This window comes from Pararhizobium gei (assembly GCF_029223885.1).
GTDB lineage: Bacteria > Pseudomonadota > Alphaproteobacteria > Rhizobiales > Rhizobiaceae > Pararhizobium > Pararhizobium gei.
Map to the genome: position 1 here is coordinate 1268193 of NZ_CP119409.1, position 18485 is coordinate 1286677.

The window sequence follows — 18485 nt, forward strand, 5'->3', positions numbered from 1 at the left end:
CATATCCATTATGCCGGCGCCGCTGGAAGGGTTTTCATGGGAATGACGCGCGAGTTTCGAGTATATGCCAGTGTGTTTGGCGTCGTGGCGGCAAGCCTTGCCCTGTCCGGCTGCATCGGCGGCCCGACTTATGGGACGGACAAGACTGCTGGCGAACATCTGATGGACGATCTCGGCAGCACGGTCGCCATTGGAGAGGGAAAACCCAAGAGCACCGTGAAATATCAGCCGCGTCCCGGACTGGTCCTGCCGCCATCGACGGAAAGCGCGCAACTGGTCCAGCCGCAGCAGAACCTGGCGACCAAGGAGAACCCGCAATGGGTCGAAAGCCCTGAGGAAACCCGCCAGCGCCTGCGTGACGAAGCCGATGCCAATGCCGACCGCCCGGGCTATGTGTCGCCGCTCGCCAAGGCAAGTGCGAACGGCCGACGCCTGACAGCCAAGGAGCAGACGGAAGCCTATCGCGAGGCCCGCAGACTGCAGATGGGCGCCTATTCGGACAAGCGCCGCACGCTCAGCGATCCGCCTCTCGAATACCGCAAGATGCCGGAAGAGGCGGTTGCCGATCTTGGCGAGCCGGAGCAGCAGAAGGCCCGCCGCCGCAAGAAGGAAGCGGCCGTCGCCGGTTCCGGCAAGAAGTGGTGGGATATTTTCTGATCCGCAATGTTCAGCATCCGTCCAGCCACCTCTGAAGACGCGTCCACGATCCTGCGTTTCATCACCGAACTGGCCGTCTATGAAAAGGCGGGCCACGAGGTCGAGGCCACGGTTGAGGCTGTCACTCAATCCCTGTTCGGCGCAGACACCGTGTCGCAGGCGGTCATCTGCGAGCGCGACGGCATGCCCGTCGGTTTTGCCGTCTGGTTTTTCAGCTATTCCACCTGGCTTGCCCGCAACGGGCTCTATCTCGAAGATCTCTACGTCACGCCCGAACAGCGCGGCACTGGCGCCGGCCGCCTGATGCTGCGGCATCTGGCAAGGATTGCCGTGGACAAGGGATGCCAGCGTTTCGAATGGAGCGTGCTCGACTGGAACGAGCCCGCCATCAAAGCGTATGAGGCGATCGGCGCCGAGCCGATGAACGAGTGGACACGCTACCGTCTGTCGGGTGCGGCCTTGACGCGCTTCGCGGCGGGCTGACCTTTATCCGGGCGCTTTTGCGCAAAGAACGCCCTCAAAATCTCTGTCGCCGGCCGGGCGGACATGCCGGAATAGACCTCCGGGGCGTGATGGCATGTCGGCTGGCTGTAAAAGCGCACGCCATTGTCGACGCCTCCGCCCTTTTCATCTTCGGCGCCGTAGTAGAGCCGCCGCAGCCGGGCAAAGGAAATTGCCGCCGCACAGAGCGTGCAGGGTTCCAGCGTCACGTAGAGATCAGCGCCTGTCAGCCGCTCGCTGCCAATCGCAACCGCCGCCTCGCGAATAACCAGAATCTCGGCATGGGCCGTGACGTCGGATAGTTCCCGCGTCCGGTTTCCGGCAGCCGAAATCACCTCGCCATCGAGCACCAGCACAGCGCCGACGGGCACTTCGCCCCGCTCCGCCGCCAGCCGCGCCTGGGAAAGCGCCAAATCCATGAAACTGCCCGTCGGCGCCATCGTCGAAACCCGCGATATTTTCTCTTAACCCGAGGGCTTCGACCTGATAGGACAGCCCAAAAGGCAGGCAACACAAATGACATTCAAAGACAAGCCCCAGCGCCCCGGTGGAAAGCCGGAAGGCCGCGACAAGAAGCCCTATACCGGCGCCCGCAAGACGGCAGCCGCATCGGGGCCTGAAAAGACGGAAGCGGAAAAGCCGCGCCGGCCGAAAACGGATGATGCGGTCAACGTCGAAGCGGACGTGCCGCAGCGCATTTCGAAGATTTTGGCGCGCGCCGGCATCGCTTCGCGGCGCGACATCGAGCGCATGATCATGGAAGGCCGCGTCAGCCTCAATGGCAAGGTGCTGGAAACCCCCGTCGTTAACGCGACCTTGTCCGACAAGATCGAAGTGGACGGCGAGCCGATCCGCGGCATAGAGCGCACGCGGCTCTGGCTCTACCACAAGCCCTCCGGGCTGGTGACGACCAATTCCGACCCGGAAGGCCGCCCCACCGTTTTCGACAACCTGCCGGAGGAGTTGCCACGCGTCCTGTCGATCGGCCGTCTCGACATCAATACCGAAGGCCTGCTGCTGCTGACAAACGACGGCGGGCTTGCCCGTGTGCTTGAGTTGCCGTCCACCGGCTGGCTGCGCCGCTACCGCGTGCGCGCCCATGGCACGATCGATCAGGCAGCACTCGACAAGCTGAAGGACGGCATCGCCGTCGATGGCGTGCTTTACGGTTCCATTGAGGCGACTCTGGACAAGGTTCAGGGCTCCAATGTCTGGATTACCATGGGGCTTCGCGAAGGCAAGAACCGCGAGATCAAGAACGTCATGGGCGCTCTCGGCCTCGACGTGAACCGGCTGATCCGCATTTCCTATGGTCCGTTCCAGCTCGGCGAACTGCCGGAGGGCCAGGCCCAGGAAATCCGCGTACGAACCCTGCGCGACCAGCTCGGCCCCCGGCTGATCGAAGATGCAAAGGCCAATTTCGATGCGCCGATCTTCGATGCCGCCCCGGCCGAGGAAGAAAAGCCGCAGAAGACCGAGTGGGCCGCCGGCAAGCCGGAAGCCCGGGAACGTGGTGCCTTCAAAGAGAAGGCCGGCGACAAGCGCGAGCGGGCGCTGTCGCGCCTCGACACCCGGCGCGACGACAAGAGCAGCTCTCGTCCGGATCGCAAGGAGCGCGGCGGACGCGATGCGCCGGTTCAGAGATTCGACGACCAGCCGAAGCGCGAGCCGGGTTTCCGCGCCCGCCGGACCAATGTCTGGATGGCGCCCGGCGCCCGGCCTCTGGCCGAAAAGAAGCCCAGGGATGCACAAGCCGCCGATGCGACGGATAAGCCCGTGCGCCGCGAGCGTCCGGAAGGCGCGCCGACGACCAAGCGCTACGGCAAGACCAAGGATGGTCTGCCGATGAAATCAAACCGGAAATTCGATCCAGATCGCAAGAAGGCGTCTGTTTATGATCGCCCCGATCGCGGCCCGCGTGTGATCGTCACCCGTGATGATGACGACAAGGACTGGATCCGCGCAACGGAGGAGCCGAGCCGTGATGAAGGCCGTGGTGGCGACCGCAAGCGCGGCGACGATCGTGGCGCACGCAGTTTCGGTGACCGCGCTCCCCGCGGCGACCGTCCCCAAGGTGCTCGTCCTCAGGGTGCCGGTCCTCAGGGTGATCGACCGCCACGCCGCGAGGGCGGCGCCAAGCCGTTCGGCGATCGCAAACCGCGTGCCGAAGGTGCACGGTCGTTTTCGGACAGGCCGAAAACAGACCGTCCCAGAACCGACCGCCCGCAGGGGGACCGTCCGCCGGGCGACCGGCCACGCAAACCCTTCGGCGAGGCGTCTTTCGCGCGCGCGGACGGCGATCGCAAACCGCGTGATTTCGGCGATCGACCGCCGCGGAGCGACCGCCCGCAGAGCGACCGTCCTGCCGGCGATAAACCGCGGGGCAAATCCTTTGGCGGCAAGCCGGGCGGGGCAAAGCCATTCGGCACCAAAACGGGCGGTCCTCCTCGTGGCGGAAAGCCAGGCGGTGGCAAGCCTGCAGGCGGGCGCCCGACAGGCGGCGGCAAACCGCGCGGACGCGGGAACTAGGGCTCGATGCGGATCGTCGGTGGCGAGTTTCGCGGGCGTGGGCTTGCGGCGCCCAGATCGAACGACATCCGGCCGACAACCGACCGGACGCGCGAAAGCCTGTTCAACATTCTGGGTCATGCCTATGCGGAGGCTCTTGAGGGCACCCGCGTACTCGATCTCTTTGCAGGCACCGGCGCCGTTGGGCTGGAGGCTTTGTCGCGCGGGTGCCGCCAGGCGCTGTTCGTCGAGATGGGAACCGAGGGCAGGGGCCTCCTGCGAACCAATATCGAGACTCTCGGCCTGACCGGCCGGGCGCGCGTCTTCCGTCGCGACGCCACGGATCTGGGGCCCGCCGGCACGGTGGAACCTTTCCATCTTTTGTTTGCCGATCCGCCCTATGGCAACGGACTGGGCGAAAAGGCCCTGAGTTCGGCCGCGGCCGGCGGTTGGTTGATGCCGGGTGCTCTGGCCATCCTCGAAGAACGGGCGGATGTCCACCCTGTCGTGCAAACCGGTTTCGAGCCGATCGACGACCGCCTCTTCGGCGACACCCGCATGCACTTCTACCGATACGGCGCCGCATGACCGCGGAAAGGCGCAAGGCATGACGCAAGCTCCTGAAATCTTGAAAGGATCTGCTGATCCGACGGTTGCCATTGCTTTTGGCGGCGGCGGCGCGCGGGGCCTTGCGCATATCCATGTCATCGAAGCTTTGGACGAACTCGGAATCCGCCCTGTCGCCATAGCCGGCTCCTCGATCGGCGCGATCATGGGCGCTGCCATGGCGTCCGGGCTGAGCGGCGCCGACATCCGCGAGCACACGCTATCGACGGTCGGGCGGCGCAAGGAAATTTTCAACCGCCTCTGGCGCCTGCGTCCGGCCAGTTTTCGGCAGGCCGTGGCAAGCGGTTTTCGCGTCGGCCAGTTCAATCTCGAACGTATCCTGCCGGCCTTCCTTCCCGAAGCCATCGCCACGGATTTCAGTGCGCTCCAGATCCCCTTGAAAGTTCTGGTCACCGACTATTATGGTCAAGCCGAGCATGTCTGCGAAAGCGGCGACCTGCATGCGGCGCTTGCGGCATCCGCCGCCATCCCGGCGATGTTCATGCCCGTCCGGATCGATGGCCGGGTGATGATTGACGGCGGCATTTATAATCCACTGCCCTTCGATCATCTGGCCGGGCTTGCCGATATCGTGGTCGCCGTCGATGTCGTCGGCGGCCCCGATGGCGATGGCGAGACCATGCCGAGCCGGATCGACAGCCTGTTTGGCGCCAGCCAGCTGATGATGCAGTCTATCATCGCCATGAAGATGAAAGCGCACCCCCCGGATATCCTCCTGCGTCCCGAGGTCAACCGCTACCGTGTCATGGATTTTCTGAAGGCCCAGGACGTGCTGGCCGCGACCTCCGCCGTCAAGGATCAGTTCAAGATGGCGCTCGAACAGGCCATTGCTGCCAAGCGCAACAGCTAGAAAGCCTTAGTCCACTGTTGCGAGAAGGCCGCTGTCCGGTTGCGGTCTCTTCGGTCCGGTCGCGACCGACAGCATTTCCTCGTCCGGTCCCAGCGTTGCCGACAAGTCCCGCTTCGGCTTGATCAACGGTTCCGGCTTGACCGGATGCGAATGCAGCATGTCGCGTCCCGCGCTTAGTCCTTCGGCAGCCTGAACCGCAAGCCGTGCCTCGTCGCGGCGGCGGATATCCTCGGTAATCGCATGGGCCTGATTATCGGCTACCCCCAGCCCCTCCAGCGTCCTCCGGCCGAAAACAAGACCGGATTCGAAGGTCTCGCGCAGTTCGTAGTCTACCCCGCGGGCACGAAGGGACAGGGTGTGAATGCGGTCATAGGCACGGGCGTAGATCCGGGCATTGGGATATTCCGCCTGAACCAGATCGATGATGCGATCGGTGATCTCGGCCTTGTGCGTGCAGATCGCAACGATCTTCGCCTTTTCTATGCCTGCCGCCCGCAACACATCGAGCCGCGTGCCGTCGCCGAAATAGATCCGGAATCCGAAGGCCGCAGCCTGCCGGACACGCTCGGCGGAATGGTCGATGATGGTCACGTCGCGGCCACCCGCCAAAAGGATCTGTGAGGCGATCTGGCCGAAACGGGAAAAGCCGATCATCAGCACATCCGAGCCGGCGCCCTCGAAATCCTCCTCCAGCTCTTCCCTTGCCTCTTCCTGTTCCCGCATCAGAAACCGCGCCATGGCCGCCGCTGCCGGCGTCAGCGCCATGGACAGCGTGACGATCACGATCAGCAGCGACGCCCAGGCTTGCGAAAAGACCCCGGCGGTCGCGGCTGCGCTGAACAGCACGAAACCGAACTCTCCGCCCTGCGGCAGAAGCAGGCCGATGCGCACCGCGTCGTTGTGCGGTGAGCCGCTGATGCGGCAGATCGCAAAGAGAACCACCGCCTTGACGATCATCAGCAACGGAACGGCAATCAGGATGAGGAGATAGTTTTCAACGATGACGCCGATATCAAGCGACAGCCCGACGGCCATGAAGAACAGCGCGAGCAGCAGGCCGCGAAACGGTTCGATATCGGCCTCCAGTTCGTGGCGGTAGCTGGACTCAGCCAGCAACACCCCAGCCAGGAATGAGCCCATCGCCATCGACAACCCGGCAAGCTGCATCATGGTTGCCGCGCCCAGCACCACCAGAAGTGCGGCGGCGATCATCACTTCGCGTGCCCCGGTTCGCGCCAGAATCTGGAACAGCGGATTGAGCAGGTAGCGTCCCGCGACCACCATGATCAGGATCGCCCCGACTGCGATGGCAAAATCCTGGAGCGGCGGGCTGGTGTCTTCAGGAGCCTGCAGGGCAAGAAGCGGTATCAGGGCAAGCAGCGGCACGATCGCCAGATCCTGCAGGAGCAGGATCGAAAAGGCGCGCTGTCCGTGCCGGCTGTTGGTGTCGCCCTTTTCGTCGAGGATCTGCAGCGCGAAGGCTGTGGATGACAGCGCCAGTCCGAAGCCCGTGATGATGCTGCCGGCCCAGTCGAGCAGTCCCGCCTCATAGACGATGAAGGAAATCGAAAAGCCGGTCAGAAGAACCTGCGCCGTGCCGAGGCCGAAAATATCGCGCCGCATCTGCCAGAGGCGCGATGGCTTCAGTTCCAGCCCGATCACGAACAGCAGAAAGACCACGCCAAGTTCGGCAAAGCCGAGGATCTGCTCGCCCTCGCTGATCTGGTGAAGCAGGGGGCCGATGATGATGCCGGCGGCGAGATAACCGAGAACGGTGCCGAGCCCGAGCTTTTTGAAGATGGGCGCGGCCACGACCGCCCCGCCCAGCAAGAGCAGCGCCTGTGAGGTAAAGGCTTGCGTCGTCGACATGGTGTTTCTTTCCAAACGCGGGACCAGAGGCGCAAAGACGCCGTTTGGCGAAGAGATTTCCAAAGGATCGGCTTTTCGCCGGGGCCGGGGGCACAGAATCACGTTATGCCCTTGATGCCTGTCTCACTGCACAATAAATGGGACAGGAATGAAAGGCTAAATCATGTCCGATATTATCGATTCCGGCGTCCTTCAGACGCGCGCGGCTGAACTTGTGGATATGGCGCGCAAAGCTGGTGCGGACGAGGCGGATGCGGTGATTGTCCGGGGCAGGTCGCGCTCGGTCTCCGTCCGGCTCGGCAAGGTCGAGGCGACGGAAGCATCCGAAAGCGATGATTTCTCGCTGCGCGTCTTCGTTGGCCGCCGCGTGGCAAGCGTTTCCGCCAATCCCGGTTTCGATCTGAAGGTTCTGGCGGAACGTGCGGTCGCGATGGCAAAGGCGTCCCCCGAAGATCCTTTTGCAAGTCTCGCAGATCCGGACCGCCTGGCCCGATCCTATCCCGATCTCGATCTGTTCGATCCGGCGGAGGTTTCGACGGAGGATCTGGCCGCCGCCGCGCTTGAGGCCGAGGAGGCGGCGCTGGCGGTCGCCGGCGTCACCAATTCCAGCGGCGCGGGTGCATCTGCGGGCATGGGCGGTCTTGTTCTCGTCACCTCGCATGGCTTTTCCGGCGCCTATATGGGAACGCGCTTCGGACGTTCGGTCAGCGCCATTGCCGGCGACGGCACCAAGATGGAGCGCGACTACGACTACGACAGCCGTCTGTTCCTCTCCCATCTGAAATCGGCGGCCGAAATCGGTCGCACTGCCGGCGAAAGAGCGATCGCCCGCCTTGGCCCACGCCAGGTACCGACGCAGAAAAACGTTACGGTGGTCTTTGATCCACGCATGGCGCGCGGGTTTGCCGGCCATATCGCAGGAGCGATCAACGGAGCCTCGGTTGCCCGCAAGACGAGCTTCCTGCGCGATATGATGGGCCAGCAGGTGATGAAGAGCGGTATTCTGGTGACCGACGACCCGCTCATCGTGGGCGGTTCGTCCTCCCGCCCCTTCGATGGCGAAGGCGTAAGCGGCGAGAAACTGTCGGTGATCGAGGACGGTGTTTTGCAGCACTGGTTCCTGTCGACGTCTACGGGGCGGGAGCTTGGCCTCGACACCAACGGACGCGGCGTGCGCGGCGGCCCTTCCGTCACGCCATCCTCGACCAATTTCGCGATCGAGCCCGGAGATATCGCGCCCGAGGATCTCATTCGCAGCGTCGGGACCGGCTTCTACGTCACGGAGCTGATCGGCCAGGGTGTCAATATGCTGACCGGCGAATACAGCCGCGGGGCCTCGGGATTCTGGATCGAGAACGGCGAACTGAGCTTCCCTGTCTCCGAGGTTACTATCGCCTCCAACCTGAAGCAGATGTTCATGGCCTTGACGCTCGCCAACGACATCGACCGGAAATTTGGCGTCGCGGCGCCGACGCTTGCCATCGAAGGCATGACGCTTGCCGGCACGTAGGCCGGATAATTGCCAGTACGCGGCATAGGCCGCGGGAAACGGAAAGACTGAGATGAACGTCCTTCGCTCATCGCCGGACCCGTGGGCCGGCGACCTCGACCTTATAACCGAAGCCGCAAAGGCCGCCGGGGAAAAGGCTTTGAGCTATTTTCGGAAGGATCCCGACGTCCGGTGGAAGAACGGCGGCCACTCGCCGGTCAGCGAGGCCGATTACGCTGCCAACGATATCCTGAAAGAGAGACTTCTGACCGCCCGGCCGGGTTATGGCTGGCTGTCGGAAGAAACCGACGACGACGAGGCGCGGCTTGGCTGCGACACGCTTTTCGTCGTCGATCCGATCGACGGCACCCGTGCGTTCATCGGCGGCAAGGATATCTGGTGCGTCAGTGTCGCGGTGGTGCATCTCGGCCGACCGGTTGCCGGCGTCTTGTTCGCTCCGGCCCTCGACGAGCTTTTTCAGGCGACGTTGAACGGCAGGGCGTTGAAGAACGGCGCTCCTATCGGTGTGAAGGCGCAAGAACATGCCGTTCTGCGGATCGCCCTGGCGGAAGACACCGTCAAGCTGCTTGAGACGGGCTATCGCGCCACCGTGTCGCGGATCGCGCATGTGCCCTCCCTGGCCTACCGGATCGCCATGATCGCCGATGGCCGCATCGACGGCACCATCGTCAAGAAAAACTCGCACGACTGGGATCTGGCCGCTGCCGATCTTATCCTGGAACGGGCTGGTGGCATATTGTCCGGACTGGACGGCAAGCCGCTTTCCTATAATCGCCCCAATGTTCGCCATACAGTCCTTTGCGCCGCGGCAATGCCGGCTTTGCCCGCCCTCATCGCCGCGTCCAAGGGGCTGGATAACCATTGACCTTTCAGGTCGGATGCCGCAAACCACAGGAAAACACGGCAAGACAATGGGAAAGACGAATGGCGCAGACACAGGAAACCAAACAGCGGCTCCATCTGGTGTTCGGGGGCGAATTGACGACCTTGACCGGCGTGCAGTTCCGCGACCTGGCCAAACTGGACATCGTGGGCATTTTTCCCGACTACGAGACTGCCCTGATCGCCTGGAAATCGAAGGCCCAGCTGACCGTGGACAATGCGCATATGCGGTATTTCATCGTTCACATGCATCGGCTGCTCGAACCCGAACAGGCCTGATGTTGCGGATCGCGGCGCTGTCGGTCAAACCGGCAAGATCAGGAAAAGCCTGCGATATGCCGCCTGAAAGCGATCGCGGAGATTGCGTTCCATGAACCGAATGCTTGCGCGGGTGGCTTTGTCCGGCTATCGCTGGATCGGCACCGCCATCTATCCCCTGGTCTGGTCCTACCTTGCGGCACGCGCCGCCAAGGGCAAGGAAGATTCGGGCCGCCGGCAGGAGCGTTACGGCCATGCCAGCAAACCAAGGCCGCAGGGGCCGCTGGTCTGGTTTCATGCAGCAAGCGTGGGCGAGACCATTGCGGTCGTTCCCCTCATCAAGGAAGTGGCGCGGCGCGGCATTGCGGTCGTCCTGACCACGGGCACGACCACCTCTGCGCGATTGGCCGCCGACAGGTTGGGGTCTGGCATCATCCACCAGTATGTTCCGCTCGATTTCAAGCCGGCCGTTGCCCGTTTCCTCGACTACTGGGAACCTGATCTCGCGATCATCGCCGAATCCGAGATCTGGCCGATGACAATTGTCGAACTCGGCGAGCGCCACATTCCGCAGGTTCTCGTCAACGGGCGGCTTTCCGACCGCACGTTCAGCCGCTGGAAGAAGCGTCCCTGGCTCGCCGATGCGCTGTTCGAGAATCTGGCTCTGGTTATCGCCCAGTCGGACCTCGATGCGGAGCGCTTTCGCACGCTCGGTGCGCTTCCGGTGATGGTATCGGGCAATCTCAAGGTCGATACCGACGCGCCGCCACACGACGGACAGGTTCTCAAGCAGTACCGCCAGCAGATTCAGGGTCGCAAGACATGGGCGGCAATCTCGACCTTCGAAGGCGAAGAAAACGCGGCGGGGGTCGTTCATCGTGCCCTGAAGGAGCGGACGGGCCTGCTGACGATCATCGTGCCCCGCCATCCCGAGCGATGCGATGCCATCGAGGCCATGTTGAACGCCAAGGGGCTGACTGTGGCGCGCCGCACCCGCAACGACCCGATCACGCCGGAAACCGATATATTCCTGGGTGACACGATCGGAGAGATGGGTCTCTACCTGCGCCTGACGGAGGTTGCTTTCGTCGGCCGTTCGCTGTTTGCCGATGGTGGGCAGAATCCACTGGAGCCGGCCATGCTCGGCTGCGCCATTCTGTCCGGCGGCAATGTTCAGAATTTTCGCGAGACCTACCAGACGCTTGCCAAGAACGGCAGCGCCAAGATCATCCGCGATGTCGAAATGCTGGCCAAGGGTGTCAATTATCTGCTCGTCAACGACGAGATGCGTCGCAAGATGATCGATGCCGGTCTTGAAACCGTGCATGAAATGCGTGGTGCGCTATCGGCGACGATCCGGGGCCTTGAGCCCTATATCAATCCGCTGACGGTCAAGGCCCGGCTGCAGCCGCGCCGGGAAAACTGAACCTTGCCGCGGAACGCCCCATGACGCAGAAAACCATATCCGGCATCCTGTTCGACAAGGATGGGACGCTGCTGGACTATGTAAAAAGCTGGGTGCCGGTAAACTACGAACTCGCCCGGATTGCGGCGGATGGCGATGCCGGTCTTGCCCGTCGCCTGCTTCTCGCGGGTGGCATGGACCCCGACACCGGCCATGTGCTGCCCGACAGCCTGCTTGCGGCCGGAAATACGGTTGAGATTGCGACCGGCATGGTGGAAGCGGGCGCCTGCTACACGGTTGCGGACCTGACTGCCAGGTTCGACGGCCTGTTTGCCACCTCCGCCGAATATGCCGTGCCGGTCACCGACCTTGCCGCGTTCTTCGCCCGGCTGCACGCCAAGGGCTACCGGCTGGGTGTCGCCTCGAGCGACAATGAGCGCTCGATCCGCGAGACCGCCAAACGCTTCGGCTTCGATATTTATCTGGATTATGTCGCCGGTTACGACAGCGGCTTCGGCACCAAGCCGCATCCGGGCATGGTCATGGGTTTTTGCGCAGCGACCGGCCTTCAGCCCCATCAGATCGCCGTCGTCGGCGACAACAATCACGATCTTCACATGGGACGTAACGCCGGGGCCGGATTGACGGTTGCGGTGCTGACAGGCACCGGGTCGCCTCAATCGCTGGCCGCCGCCTCCGATCACTGCCTCAACGACATTACCGAATTGGAAACCGTGCTCGCCTGAGCCTGGTTTCCATTTGGCATCACCGGAACAGCTGCATCAGCAGCGACGGTGAATTGTTGGCGATGTTGAGCGCCTGCACCGCCAATTGAACTTGAGACTGTATGGCTTTCAGCCGGGTGGAGGCCTCGCTCATGTCGGCGTCCACCAACCGGCCGACGCCTCTGGTTATCGTCGCCGACAGCGTCTTGTTGAAATCCGTCTGTATGTCGATGCGCATCGCGAGCGAGCCGAGGGTTGCGCCCCTGTCAGTCAGTGTCGTGTGCATCTGCTCGTAGCGCGCCAGCAACAAATCCGTCGCATAACCGACCAGATCGTCCGGAACCTCGCCCATATGCGACGCGCTGAACATGTCGTCGAAATGGCCTCCATGGTTGAAATTCACCTGGGTGCGGCCGTTGAAGGCAGGCAGCCACGCATCAACCTTGCCCGGGTCCTGATGGGCCACGCCGTTTGTCATCCCGTCGGCCTGCGGATTGTCCACCAGACCATTCTGGGCGGAAATACTTCCATCGGCATTCTTGTAGTTCGCCGGGCCAAACAGATTGAGATTGCTGTCGCCATGGATATTGATGATCCCGACATGGCCTTTGGAATAGCTTGCCACGATGCCGCCGAAGACGAGGCCGGCGTCCGGCGGATCCATCTCGATATAACTTAGAGTGCGGCCGTTGCCGTCCGTATAGCTTTTTTCGGTATAGTTCAGCGTTCCCGGCGCAAGCAGGTTGCGTCCGTTGAACGAGGCCGATTGCGCTGTGCTGAGAAATTGTTTCTCAAGCTCGTAGACCTCCTGGCTGACCTTGTACCGGTCGATCCCGGGATCCTTCATCAGAACGATCTTGGCCTTGATCTCGGAGGTGATGTCGATCAGATCCTCCATGGCGCGATAGGAAACATCGATCAGTGCTGCACCCAGCTCAAGCGCGTCGATGACGGTGCTGGTCGCCTTGTTGGTGTTGCGCATGTCTGTCGCGATCGACCAATAGGCTGCGTTGTCGGCGGCCTCCGAGATCCGCATGCCGGTGGTGACGATGTTCTGGTATTTGGCATGGGTGGTGTCGTTATGGCGCAGAACCGCCAGGGCCGCCGTAGCTGCCGAGTTAAAGCTCATGTTTGTCATTTCAAATCCGCTACAAAAAACAAAAAACGGAGAGACCGGTTGGTTAACCCAGAGTGGCGGAGAACGGTTAATTCGAGGTGTATTTCGTGGGCAATCATTCATCACCATAGGTGCTTCGTCTTTTCCAAAGGCAGGGTGATGGCTTGCAATTCCCGGAAATCTGCCGCTTTGTGTCGCCTGCCGTGAGAGCCAAGAAGGACTCTGCACGGCTGCCCCCTTGACGGCGGGGCTTTGTTTGTGCGGAGAATTGGAAGAACTGAATGGTTTCTGAAGCACCGCCGTTCTGGTGGACCAATACCGATTGGCGCGCCTATGGCCTCTGGCCGTTGTCGTGGATCTATGGCCGCATTTCGGGTCCGCGCATGGATCGCGCGCGGCGGGCATCGGTGGATCTGCCTGTTATCTGCGTCGGGAATTTTACCGTTGGCGGCGCTGGAAAAACGCCGACGGCGATCGCTCTTGCGCGTGCCGCCCGCAGACGCGGCCTGAAGCCGGGCTTTCTGAGCCGCGGCTATGGCGGATCACTCGATGTCACGACGGTGGTCGAGCCGGAACATCATCGTGCGCGGGATGTCGGCGACGAACCGCTGCTGCTCGCCCGCGAGGGGATGACCGTCATCTGCCGGAAGCGGGTGGAGGGCGCCCGCAGACTGGCATCCGAAGGCGTCGATCTGATCATCATGGATGACGGTTTCCAGAGCGCGAGATTGACCTTCGATTTCTCCCTCCTGGTCATCGACAGCCGTCGCGGCATCGGAAACGGCTTTGTCATCCCGGCAGGTCCGGTGAGGGCGCCGCTCGCGCACCAGTTGCGTCATGCCTCGGCGCTTCTGAAGCTTGGCAACGAAGATCGCGCCGATGAGTTGGTCCGGCGCGCGGCGCGTGCCGGAAAGCCGATCTATGAAGCCGATGTGGTACGCCTCGACAGCGGCGATCTGAAAGACGTTCCGGTCATCGCCTGGGCCGGCATTGCCGATCCGGAAAAATTCTTCCGCACCGTGCGCCAGATGGGGGCGAACCTTGCTGAAATGCGCAGCTTTCCCGATCACCATCATTTTTCCGAGGAGGAGATTGCCGATCTCCTCGATCGCGCCGCCGCAAACGGCTACCGGCTGGTGACGACGGCCAAGGACATCGTCCGCCTCGAGCCCGGCCACGGCAGGGCGGCTGAACTGATCGAAAAAAGCCGCGTGATCGAGATCGAAATCCGCTTCGACGACCCGTCATCACCTGACAAGATCATCGACGCGGCATTGAAATCCGCCCGCACGCGCAATCTGGCAAAGCGAAATCCGGAAAAGTCCAGGAAATAGACGGCTACGTCTTCTGACCGGGAAGAATTCCCGCGTGCTTGTCGGCCTGAAGGGAAGCCTCCGCATCGCTGTAAGGCTCCTGCCGCGCAACGCTCCAATAGCGCAACTCGTCGATCGGGATGTTCTTGCCGGTGACGGCGCACACGACATAGGCGCCCGGCAGAAGAATCTGGAAGTCGCCGTCGAGATAGCGGATCTTGGCTTCCCTGCTGCCGCTGCCTTCAAACCGGTTCATCATCGGTCGTCGTCCTCGCATCAATCTTCCGTCCGCTGCAGGTCTCAAGGCCTGCCCCCTTATGCTCTAACGCGGGCCAGTCCGGATTTCCAGCGGAATTGCCACCTGCACGTCAACTGCGCCCGAACAGTCGTTCGATGTCGGCGAGCTTGATCTCGATATAGGTCGGACGGCCATGATTGCACTGGCCGGAACCGGGGGTCGCCTCCATCCGCCGCAGCAACGCGTTCATCTCTTCCGACCGCAGCCGCCGGCCGGAGCGCACCGAACCGTGGCAGGCCATGGTCGCGGCCAGATAATCCAGTCTTGCGGCCAGGCCGCCTGCCGTATCCCATTCCGCCAGTTCGTCCGCAAGCTGGCGCACGAGACCTGCCGCGTCGATCTCGCCGAGCATTGCCGGCGTCTCGCGGATGGCGATGGCGCCGGGACCGAACCGTTCGATACCGAGGCCCAGGCGCGAGAAGTCGGCGGCATGAGAAATGAGCCGATCGCAGTCATCTTCGGGCATATCGACGATGTCCGGGATCAGCAGCGCCTGCGCCGGAATCGGCTGCGCATTCAGCCCTTTGCGCAACGCCTCGAAGACCAGCCGCTCATGGGCCGCGTGCTGGTCGACGATGACCAGCCCGTCCTGCGTCTGGGCGACGATATAATTCTCGTGAAGCTGCGCCCGCGCGGCACCCAGCGGATGCACCACTTCGGCGGCAACCTCGTTTTGTCCCTCCGATGCGAATGCCGATGCACGGGCGGAAGGCGCCGCCGTCGCTGCGAACGATGCCTGCTGCGTTTCCCCGAAGCCGCTGTGCGTGTTCTCCATCGGACGATAAGGGGAGGTGGCTGCCGTCCATGGAGCCTGGGGAGCCGGCCGGGGACGGAACGCATGCATCATGCCGCTCGCCCCCGTCGTCGATGCGCGGTCGCCGCCGGCCGCCAAGGCCTGCCGTATGGCGCCGATGATGAGCCCGCGGATCAGGCCGGGATCGCGAAAACGAACATCTGATTTGGCCGGATGCACATTGACGTCGACCACATCAGGATCGACCGTCAACGACAGCACCGCCACCGGATACCGCCCCTGGGGAATCGTTTCGGCATAGGCGGCACGCAGGGCCGACCAGATAAGCTTGTCCTGCACCGGCCGGCCGTTGACGAAGGCATATTGCTGCAGCGAGTTGCCGCGGTTGAAGGTCGGGACGCCGGCAAAGCCCGTGAGCTGCGCCCCCTCGCGCTCGGCGTCGATCTCGATCGCATTGTCGCGGAAGTCGCGGCCGAGCACCTGGGCGATGCGGGCGAGCCGGTCGTCGCCGGTCGACGGAAATTCGAGCGTCGTCCTGTCGGAGCCCGACAGCAGGAAACGCACGCCCGGGAAGGCGATCGCCATGCGCCGCACCACATCGGAAATGGCCGAGGCTTCGGCTCTCTCCGTCTTCATGAAATTGAGACGGGCCGGTGTGGCAAAGAAAAGATCGCGCACCTCGACCACTGTCCCCTGATTGACGGCAGCAGGCTTCACCGGCTGCAGCGTGCCGCCGAAAACACCGATTTCGGCGCCGTGGCTTGCCCCGGCAGCGCGGCTGGAAATTGTCAGGCGCGCAACCGATCCGATGGAGGGAAGAGCTTCGCCGCGAAATCCAAGCGTCCTTATATCGAGGAGATCCTTGTCGAGCTTGGAGGTGCAGTGCCGGCGGACGGCCAGTTCGAGATCGTCCGGCCCCATGCCGCAGCCATTGTCGATCACCCTCAGCAGCGTCTTGCCGCCGCCGGCCGTGGCAATGTCTATCCTTGTGGCACCTGCGTCGAGAGCATTTTCGATCAATTCCTTGGCGGCACTGGCCGGCCGCTCGATGACCTCGCCCGCGGCGATCTGGTTGATCAGGGTTTCTGAAAGCTGTTTGATGGACATCACCCATTGTCGGGGATTCCAAGGCTCATGAAAAGGCCTGGCGCGCTCTATCCCCGGCTGTGTTGCCCGGTCCGGCCGGGAACAAAGTCGATCCGGCCTTAATCAGCCTTTAATCTAAAGCTGCGACGTTCTCAAAGAGCCCGAATGAACACGGGCTCGTCATTTTGGACCCCCGACGCGAAGCTGGCCGCGCGGGGTGTGAAGCCGGATGCCGCCCCTTTGCGGGTGCAATCGCCCAGCATGTTTCCCGTCCACGAAGCCACCGATATGAGGGCTGTGCAATGAACGATGTAGCGTCTCTCGACGCGAACATCCAGAAATCGGTGATCGAGGCGGCGACGGACGCTCTCGGATTGGCTCTTCTTGTCTGTGACAAGAACGACGAGATCATTTATGCGAGCCGGCCGATCCTGCAGTTCTATCCAATTCCCGCACAGTTCATCCGACCCGGCACACGGCTGAGGGACTTTCTTGGCGCCATTTTCGATTCGGGTGTACGCAGCGGCACAGCGCCGGAGACCAGTCGCCGCCATGCCAACCGGGACGACTGGATCTCGGAACATATCTCCCATCATTGGCGCGAGCGTTTCGACATCGTGGAGCGCATCGGCCGCCAGCGCTTCATCAGCGTGCGCAAGCGGCGTCTGACCAATGGTCTCGGCATCGTTTCCATTACCGATATTTCGGAGCAGAAAAAGCGGGACGAGCAGATCCAGCAGGATCTCGAACGCGTCGAACTGACCGAAGGCATCCTTGACGGTCTTCCCAACGCAATCTGCGTCAAGGACCGCAACCTCAACTATGTCGCCGTGAACAAGGCATTTTGCGCGATCCACGGCATGTCGGCAGAGACGATTCTCGGGCGTTCCGTATGGGATCTTGTCGAATCGGACCTGGCGGAGCGGCTGGAACGGTCAGACAGGGCGACGCTCGAAACGGGGGAAATTCATACGCTGCCGGAGCAGATCGTCAAGGCTGACGGCGAGGACCTTTGGGTCGTGACCTGCAAGTTCCGCATTGGCGACCCCGGCAAATATCTGCTCGTCACCTGCATGAACGACGTGACCGATCTGGTCGCCGGGTTCGAAGACACGGAAGAACTGGCGCCGGCTTTGTCTGCCATGGCGATCAAGGATTACGATGTCTTCCAGCCGGCGCAAAATTGTTATGACCCCTTCCGGGCCATCGACATGCAGCACCTCGTCGAGCCCGGCGCGATCGTCGAACCGCAGTCTTCGATAAAATACCGGGTGCTTGTCATGACGGCAGCGCCGATTTTCGAGCAGAAGCTGGTGTCCCAACTGCGCCGATGGGGGCTCGACGCATGCGCGGTCCATGACAGGGTGGAACTCGCCGCATTTCTCAGAGCCTGTGCCGAACATGGAATCAGGATCGCGACTTTCCTCATCGATGGCAGCATGCCCGGAGCGCAGGATGTTCTGGCCTGCTGGACGGCATCGCCGTCGATGGCAGTTCCGAAAGACTGGAAGGCGGCCGAGTGGCGTCCTGTCGTCCTGTCGCTTTGTCAGCAGCCCGGACATGAAATCGATGACGGTCCAGCGGCCTGGGACATTATCGTGCCCGACGTGGAGACCGATGACATCCCCGTACCCGCTGTCGAGGTCATTGTCGCCGAAGACAACGAGATCAACCAGTTTGTCTTCGCCCAGATCCTCGAAGGCCTCGGGATCAGTTACCGGATCGCGGTGAATGGCGAGGAGGCCGTCCGGCTTTGGCGCGAGCATCGGCCGAACCTTGTGCTGATGGATGTCTCCATGCCTGTTATGAACGGGTTCGATGCAGCACGGGCCATAAGGGCGGCGGAAAAGTCGTTGCCGCGCCAGACCCCTATTATAGCGGTTACCGCACAGGCGCTGGATATCGACATCGAACAGAGCAGGGCTGCGGGCATGAACGAGCATATAACCAAGCCGATCAGTCCGGACATGATCGAAGCGGTTTACCGGAAGTTCGTTCCCTTGAAGGCGCAGCGAAAGACCGGTTGACGGCCTCGGGTTGTATTTCTGTCAATCCCCTAGATTTGGGGAGGTCCATGATTGGATGTGGCCCCGAATTGCTTTCGAAATCTTAACCCTCTCCATTC

Annotated in this window: 17 protein-coding genes; 12 read left to right on the forward strand and 5 right to left on the reverse strand. The window is 62.3% G+C overall.

What is annotated here, in order from left to right:
* Positions 1 to 36 precede the first annotated feature (36 nt).
* Together PY308_RS05930 and PY308_RS05935 are read left to right on the forward strand one after the other, a co-directional pair.
* Positions 37 to 657: a hypothetical protein gene (locus tag PY308_RS05930; RefSeq protein ID WP_275789205.1), complete on the forward strand. Its 621-nt coding sequence runs from the start codon at positions 37 to 39 to the stop codon at positions 655 to 657.
* A 6-nt stretch (positions 658 to 663) separates the two neighbouring features.
* A complete protein-coding gene (locus PY308_RS05935; RefSeq protein WP_275789207.1) occupies positions 664 to 1140 on the forward strand; it encodes a GNAT family N-acetyltransferase in 477 nt (158 codons plus the stop codon).
* Here the strand turns inward: PY308_RS05935 and PY308_RS05940 are convergent.
* A complete protein-coding gene (locus PY308_RS05940; protein WP_275789208.1) occupies positions 1095 to 1598 on the reverse strand; it encodes a nucleoside deaminase in 504 nt (167 codons plus the stop codon). The two genes, PY308_RS05935 and PY308_RS05940, sit on opposite strands and share 46 nt — an antisense overlap.
* A 76-nt stretch (positions 1599 to 1674) precedes the next feature.
* On the opposite strand from PY308_RS05940, the gene PY308_RS05945 reads away from it, so the two are divergent.
* From PY308_RS05945 to PY308_RS05955, 3 genes are read left to right on the forward strand one after another with little or no spacing between them, the layout of a single operon-like run.
* The gene (locus PY308_RS05945) at positions 1675 to 3687 is read left to right on the forward strand and encodes a pseudouridine synthase (RefSeq protein WP_275789209.1); all 2013 of its coding nucleotides are present in this window, start codon (positions 1675 to 1677) and stop codon (positions 3685 to 3687) included.
* Between the two features lie 6 nt (positions 3688 to 3693).
* Positions 3694 to 4254, forward strand: coding sequence for a 16S rRNA (guanine(966)-N(2))-methyltransferase RsmD (gene rsmD, locus PY308_RS05950; RefSeq protein WP_275789211.1), 561 nt, complete (start codon positions 3694 to 3696; stop codon positions 4252 to 4254).
* Positions 4255 to 4273: 19 nt separating this feature from the next.
* Complete coding sequence (locus PY308_RS05955; protein WP_275789213.1) at positions 4274 to 5143, forward strand: patatin-like phospholipase family protein; 870 nt, start codon at positions 4274 to 4276, stop codon at positions 5141 to 5143.
* 6 nt (positions 5144 to 5149) lie between these two features.
* Here the strand turns inward: PY308_RS05955 and PY308_RS05960 are convergent, their stop codons facing one another.
* Entirely contained in the window at positions 5150 to 7012 is a 1863-nt protein-coding gene (locus PY308_RS05960; protein ID WP_275789214.1) for a monovalent cation:proton antiporter-2 (CPA2) family protein, read from the reverse strand.
* 163 nt (positions 7013 to 7175) lie between these two features.
* Between PY308_RS05960 and PY308_RS05965 the strand changes: the two genes are divergently transcribed.
* From PY308_RS05965 to PY308_RS05985, 5 genes are all read left to right on the forward strand, one after another.
* Positions 7176 to 8522, forward strand: coding sequence for a TldD/PmbA family protein (locus PY308_RS05965; RefSeq protein ID WP_275789215.1), 1347 nt, complete (start codon positions 7176 to 7178; stop codon positions 8520 to 8522).
* 52 nt (positions 8523 to 8574) lie between these two features.
* Positions 8575 to 9387, forward strand: a complete 813-nt coding sequence (locus PY308_RS05970; RefSeq protein WP_275789216.1) for a 3'(2'),5'-bisphosphate nucleotidase CysQ — start codon at positions 8575 to 8577, stop codon at positions 9385 to 9387.
* Between the two features lie 59 nt (positions 9388 to 9446).
* On the forward strand, positions 9447 to 9683 hold the full coding sequence (locus PY308_RS05975) for a DUF4170 domain-containing protein (protein ID WP_275789218.1): 237 nt from the start codon (positions 9447 to 9449) through the stop codon (positions 9681 to 9683).
* Between the two features lie 91 nt (positions 9684 to 9774).
* Entirely contained in the window at positions 9775 to 11088 is a 1314-nt protein-coding gene (gene waaA, locus PY308_RS05980; RefSeq protein ID WP_275789220.1) for a lipid IV(A) 3-deoxy-D-manno-octulosonic acid transferase, read from the forward strand.
* A 20-nt stretch (positions 11089 to 11108) separates the two neighbouring features.
* The gene (locus PY308_RS05985; RefSeq protein ID WP_275789222.1) at positions 11109 to 11813 is read left to right on the forward strand and encodes an HAD family hydrolase; all 705 of its coding nucleotides are present in this window, start codon (positions 11109 to 11111) and stop codon (positions 11811 to 11813) included.
* A gap of 19 nt (positions 11814 to 11832) precedes the next feature.
* Here PY308_RS05985 and PY308_RS05990 read toward each other — a convergent pair whose 3' ends face one another.
* Positions 11833 to 12921: a flagellin N-terminal helical domain-containing protein gene (locus PY308_RS05990; RefSeq protein WP_275789224.1), complete on the reverse strand. Its 1089-nt coding sequence runs from the start codon at positions 12919 to 12921 to the stop codon at positions 11833 to 11835.
* A gap of 269 nt (positions 12922 to 13190) precedes the next feature.
* Between PY308_RS05990 and lpxK the strand changes: the two genes are divergently transcribed.
* The gene (lpxK, locus tag PY308_RS05995) at positions 13191 to 14243 is read left to right on the forward strand and encodes a tetraacyldisaccharide 4'-kinase (RefSeq protein ID WP_275789226.1); all 1053 of its coding nucleotides are present in this window, start codon (positions 13191 to 13193) and stop codon (positions 14241 to 14243) included.
* 4 nt (positions 14244 to 14247) lie between these two features.
* Here lpxK and PY308_RS06000 read toward each other — a convergent pair whose 3' ends face one another.
* Both PY308_RS06000 and mutL read right to left on the reverse strand, forming a co-directional pair.
* Positions 14248 to 14478, reverse strand: coding sequence for a DUF2093 domain-containing protein (locus tag PY308_RS06000; RefSeq protein ID WP_275791030.1), 231 nt, complete (start codon positions 14476 to 14478; stop codon positions 14248 to 14250).
* 112 nt (positions 14479 to 14590) lie between these two features.
* On the reverse strand, positions 14591 to 16381 hold the full coding sequence (gene mutL, locus PY308_RS06005) for a DNA mismatch repair endonuclease MutL (RefSeq protein ID WP_275789228.1): 1791 nt from the start codon (positions 16379 to 16381) through the stop codon (positions 14591 to 14593).
* A gap of 281 nt (positions 16382 to 16662) precedes the next feature.
* Here mutL and PY308_RS06010 point away from each other — a divergent pair, with 281 nt between their 5' ends.
* Positions 16663 to 18387: a response regulator gene (locus PY308_RS06010; RefSeq protein ID WP_275789229.1), complete on the forward strand. Its 1725-nt coding sequence runs from the start codon at positions 16663 to 16665 to the stop codon at positions 18385 to 18387.
* The last annotated feature ends 98 nt before the right edge of the window (positions 18388 to 18485 follow it).

Excerpts from the sequence above, each read along its gene's own strand:
- PY308_RS05930 (WP_275789205.1), top strand. The coding sequence starts at position 37 with ATGGGAATGACGCGCGAGTTTCGAGTATATGCCAGTGTGTTTGGCGTC.
- PY308_RS05935 (WP_275789207.1), top strand. The coding sequence starts at position 664 with ATGTTCAGCATCCGTCCAGCCACCTCTGAAGACGCGTCCACGATCCTG.
- PY308_RS05940 (WP_275789208.1), bottom strand. The coding sequence starts at position 1,598 with ATGGCGCCGACGGGCAGTTTCATGGATTTGGCGCTTTCCCAGGCGCGG.
- PY308_RS05945 (WP_275789209.1), top strand. The coding sequence starts at position 1,675 with ATGACATTCAAAGACAAGCCCCAGCGCCCCGGTGGAAAGCCGGAAGGC.
- rsmD (WP_275789211.1), top strand. The coding sequence starts at position 3,694 with ATGCGGATCGTCGGTGGCGAGTTTCGCGGGCGTGGGCTTGCGGCGCCC.
- PY308_RS05955 (WP_275789213.1), top strand. The coding sequence starts at position 4,274 with ATGACGCAAGCTCCTGAAATCTTGAAAGGATCTGCTGATCCGACGGTT.
- PY308_RS05960 (WP_275789214.1), bottom strand. The coding sequence starts at position 7,012 with ATGTCGACGACGCAAGCCTTTACCTCACAGGCGCTGCTCTTGCTGGGC.
- PY308_RS05965 (WP_275789215.1), top strand. The coding sequence starts at position 7,176 with ATGTCCGATATTATCGATTCCGGCGTCCTTCAGACGCGCGCGGCTGAA.
- PY308_RS05970 (WP_275789216.1), top strand. The coding sequence starts at position 8,575 with ATGAACGTCCTTCGCTCATCGCCGGACCCGTGGGCCGGCGACCTCGAC.
- PY308_RS05975 (WP_275789218.1), top strand. The coding sequence starts at position 9,447 with ATGGCGCAGACACAGGAAACCAAACAGCGGCTCCATCTGGTGTTCGGG.
- waaA (WP_275789220.1), top strand. The coding sequence starts at position 9,775 with ATGAACCGAATGCTTGCGCGGGTGGCTTTGTCCGGCTATCGCTGGATC.
- PY308_RS05985 (WP_275789222.1), top strand. The coding sequence starts at position 11,109 with ATGACGCAGAAAACCATATCCGGCATCCTGTTCGACAAGGATGGGACG.
- PY308_RS05990 (WP_275789224.1), bottom strand. The coding sequence starts at position 12,921 with ATGAGCTTTAACTCGGCAGCTACGGCGGCCCTGGCGGTTCTGCGCCAT.
- lpxK (WP_275789226.1), top strand. The coding sequence starts at position 13,191 with ATGGTTTCTGAAGCACCGCCGTTCTGGTGGACCAATACCGATTGGCGC.
- PY308_RS06000 (WP_275791030.1), bottom strand. The coding sequence starts at position 14,478 with ATGAACCGGTTTGAAGGCAGCGGCAGCAGGGAAGCCAAGATCCGCTAT.
- mutL (WP_275789228.1), bottom strand. The coding sequence starts at position 16,381 with ATGTCCATCAAACAGCTTTCAGAAACCCTGATCAACCAGATCGCCGCG.
- PY308_RS06010 (WP_275789229.1), top strand. The coding sequence starts at position 16,663 with ATGAACGATGTAGCGTCTCTCGACGCGAACATCCAGAAATCGGTGATC.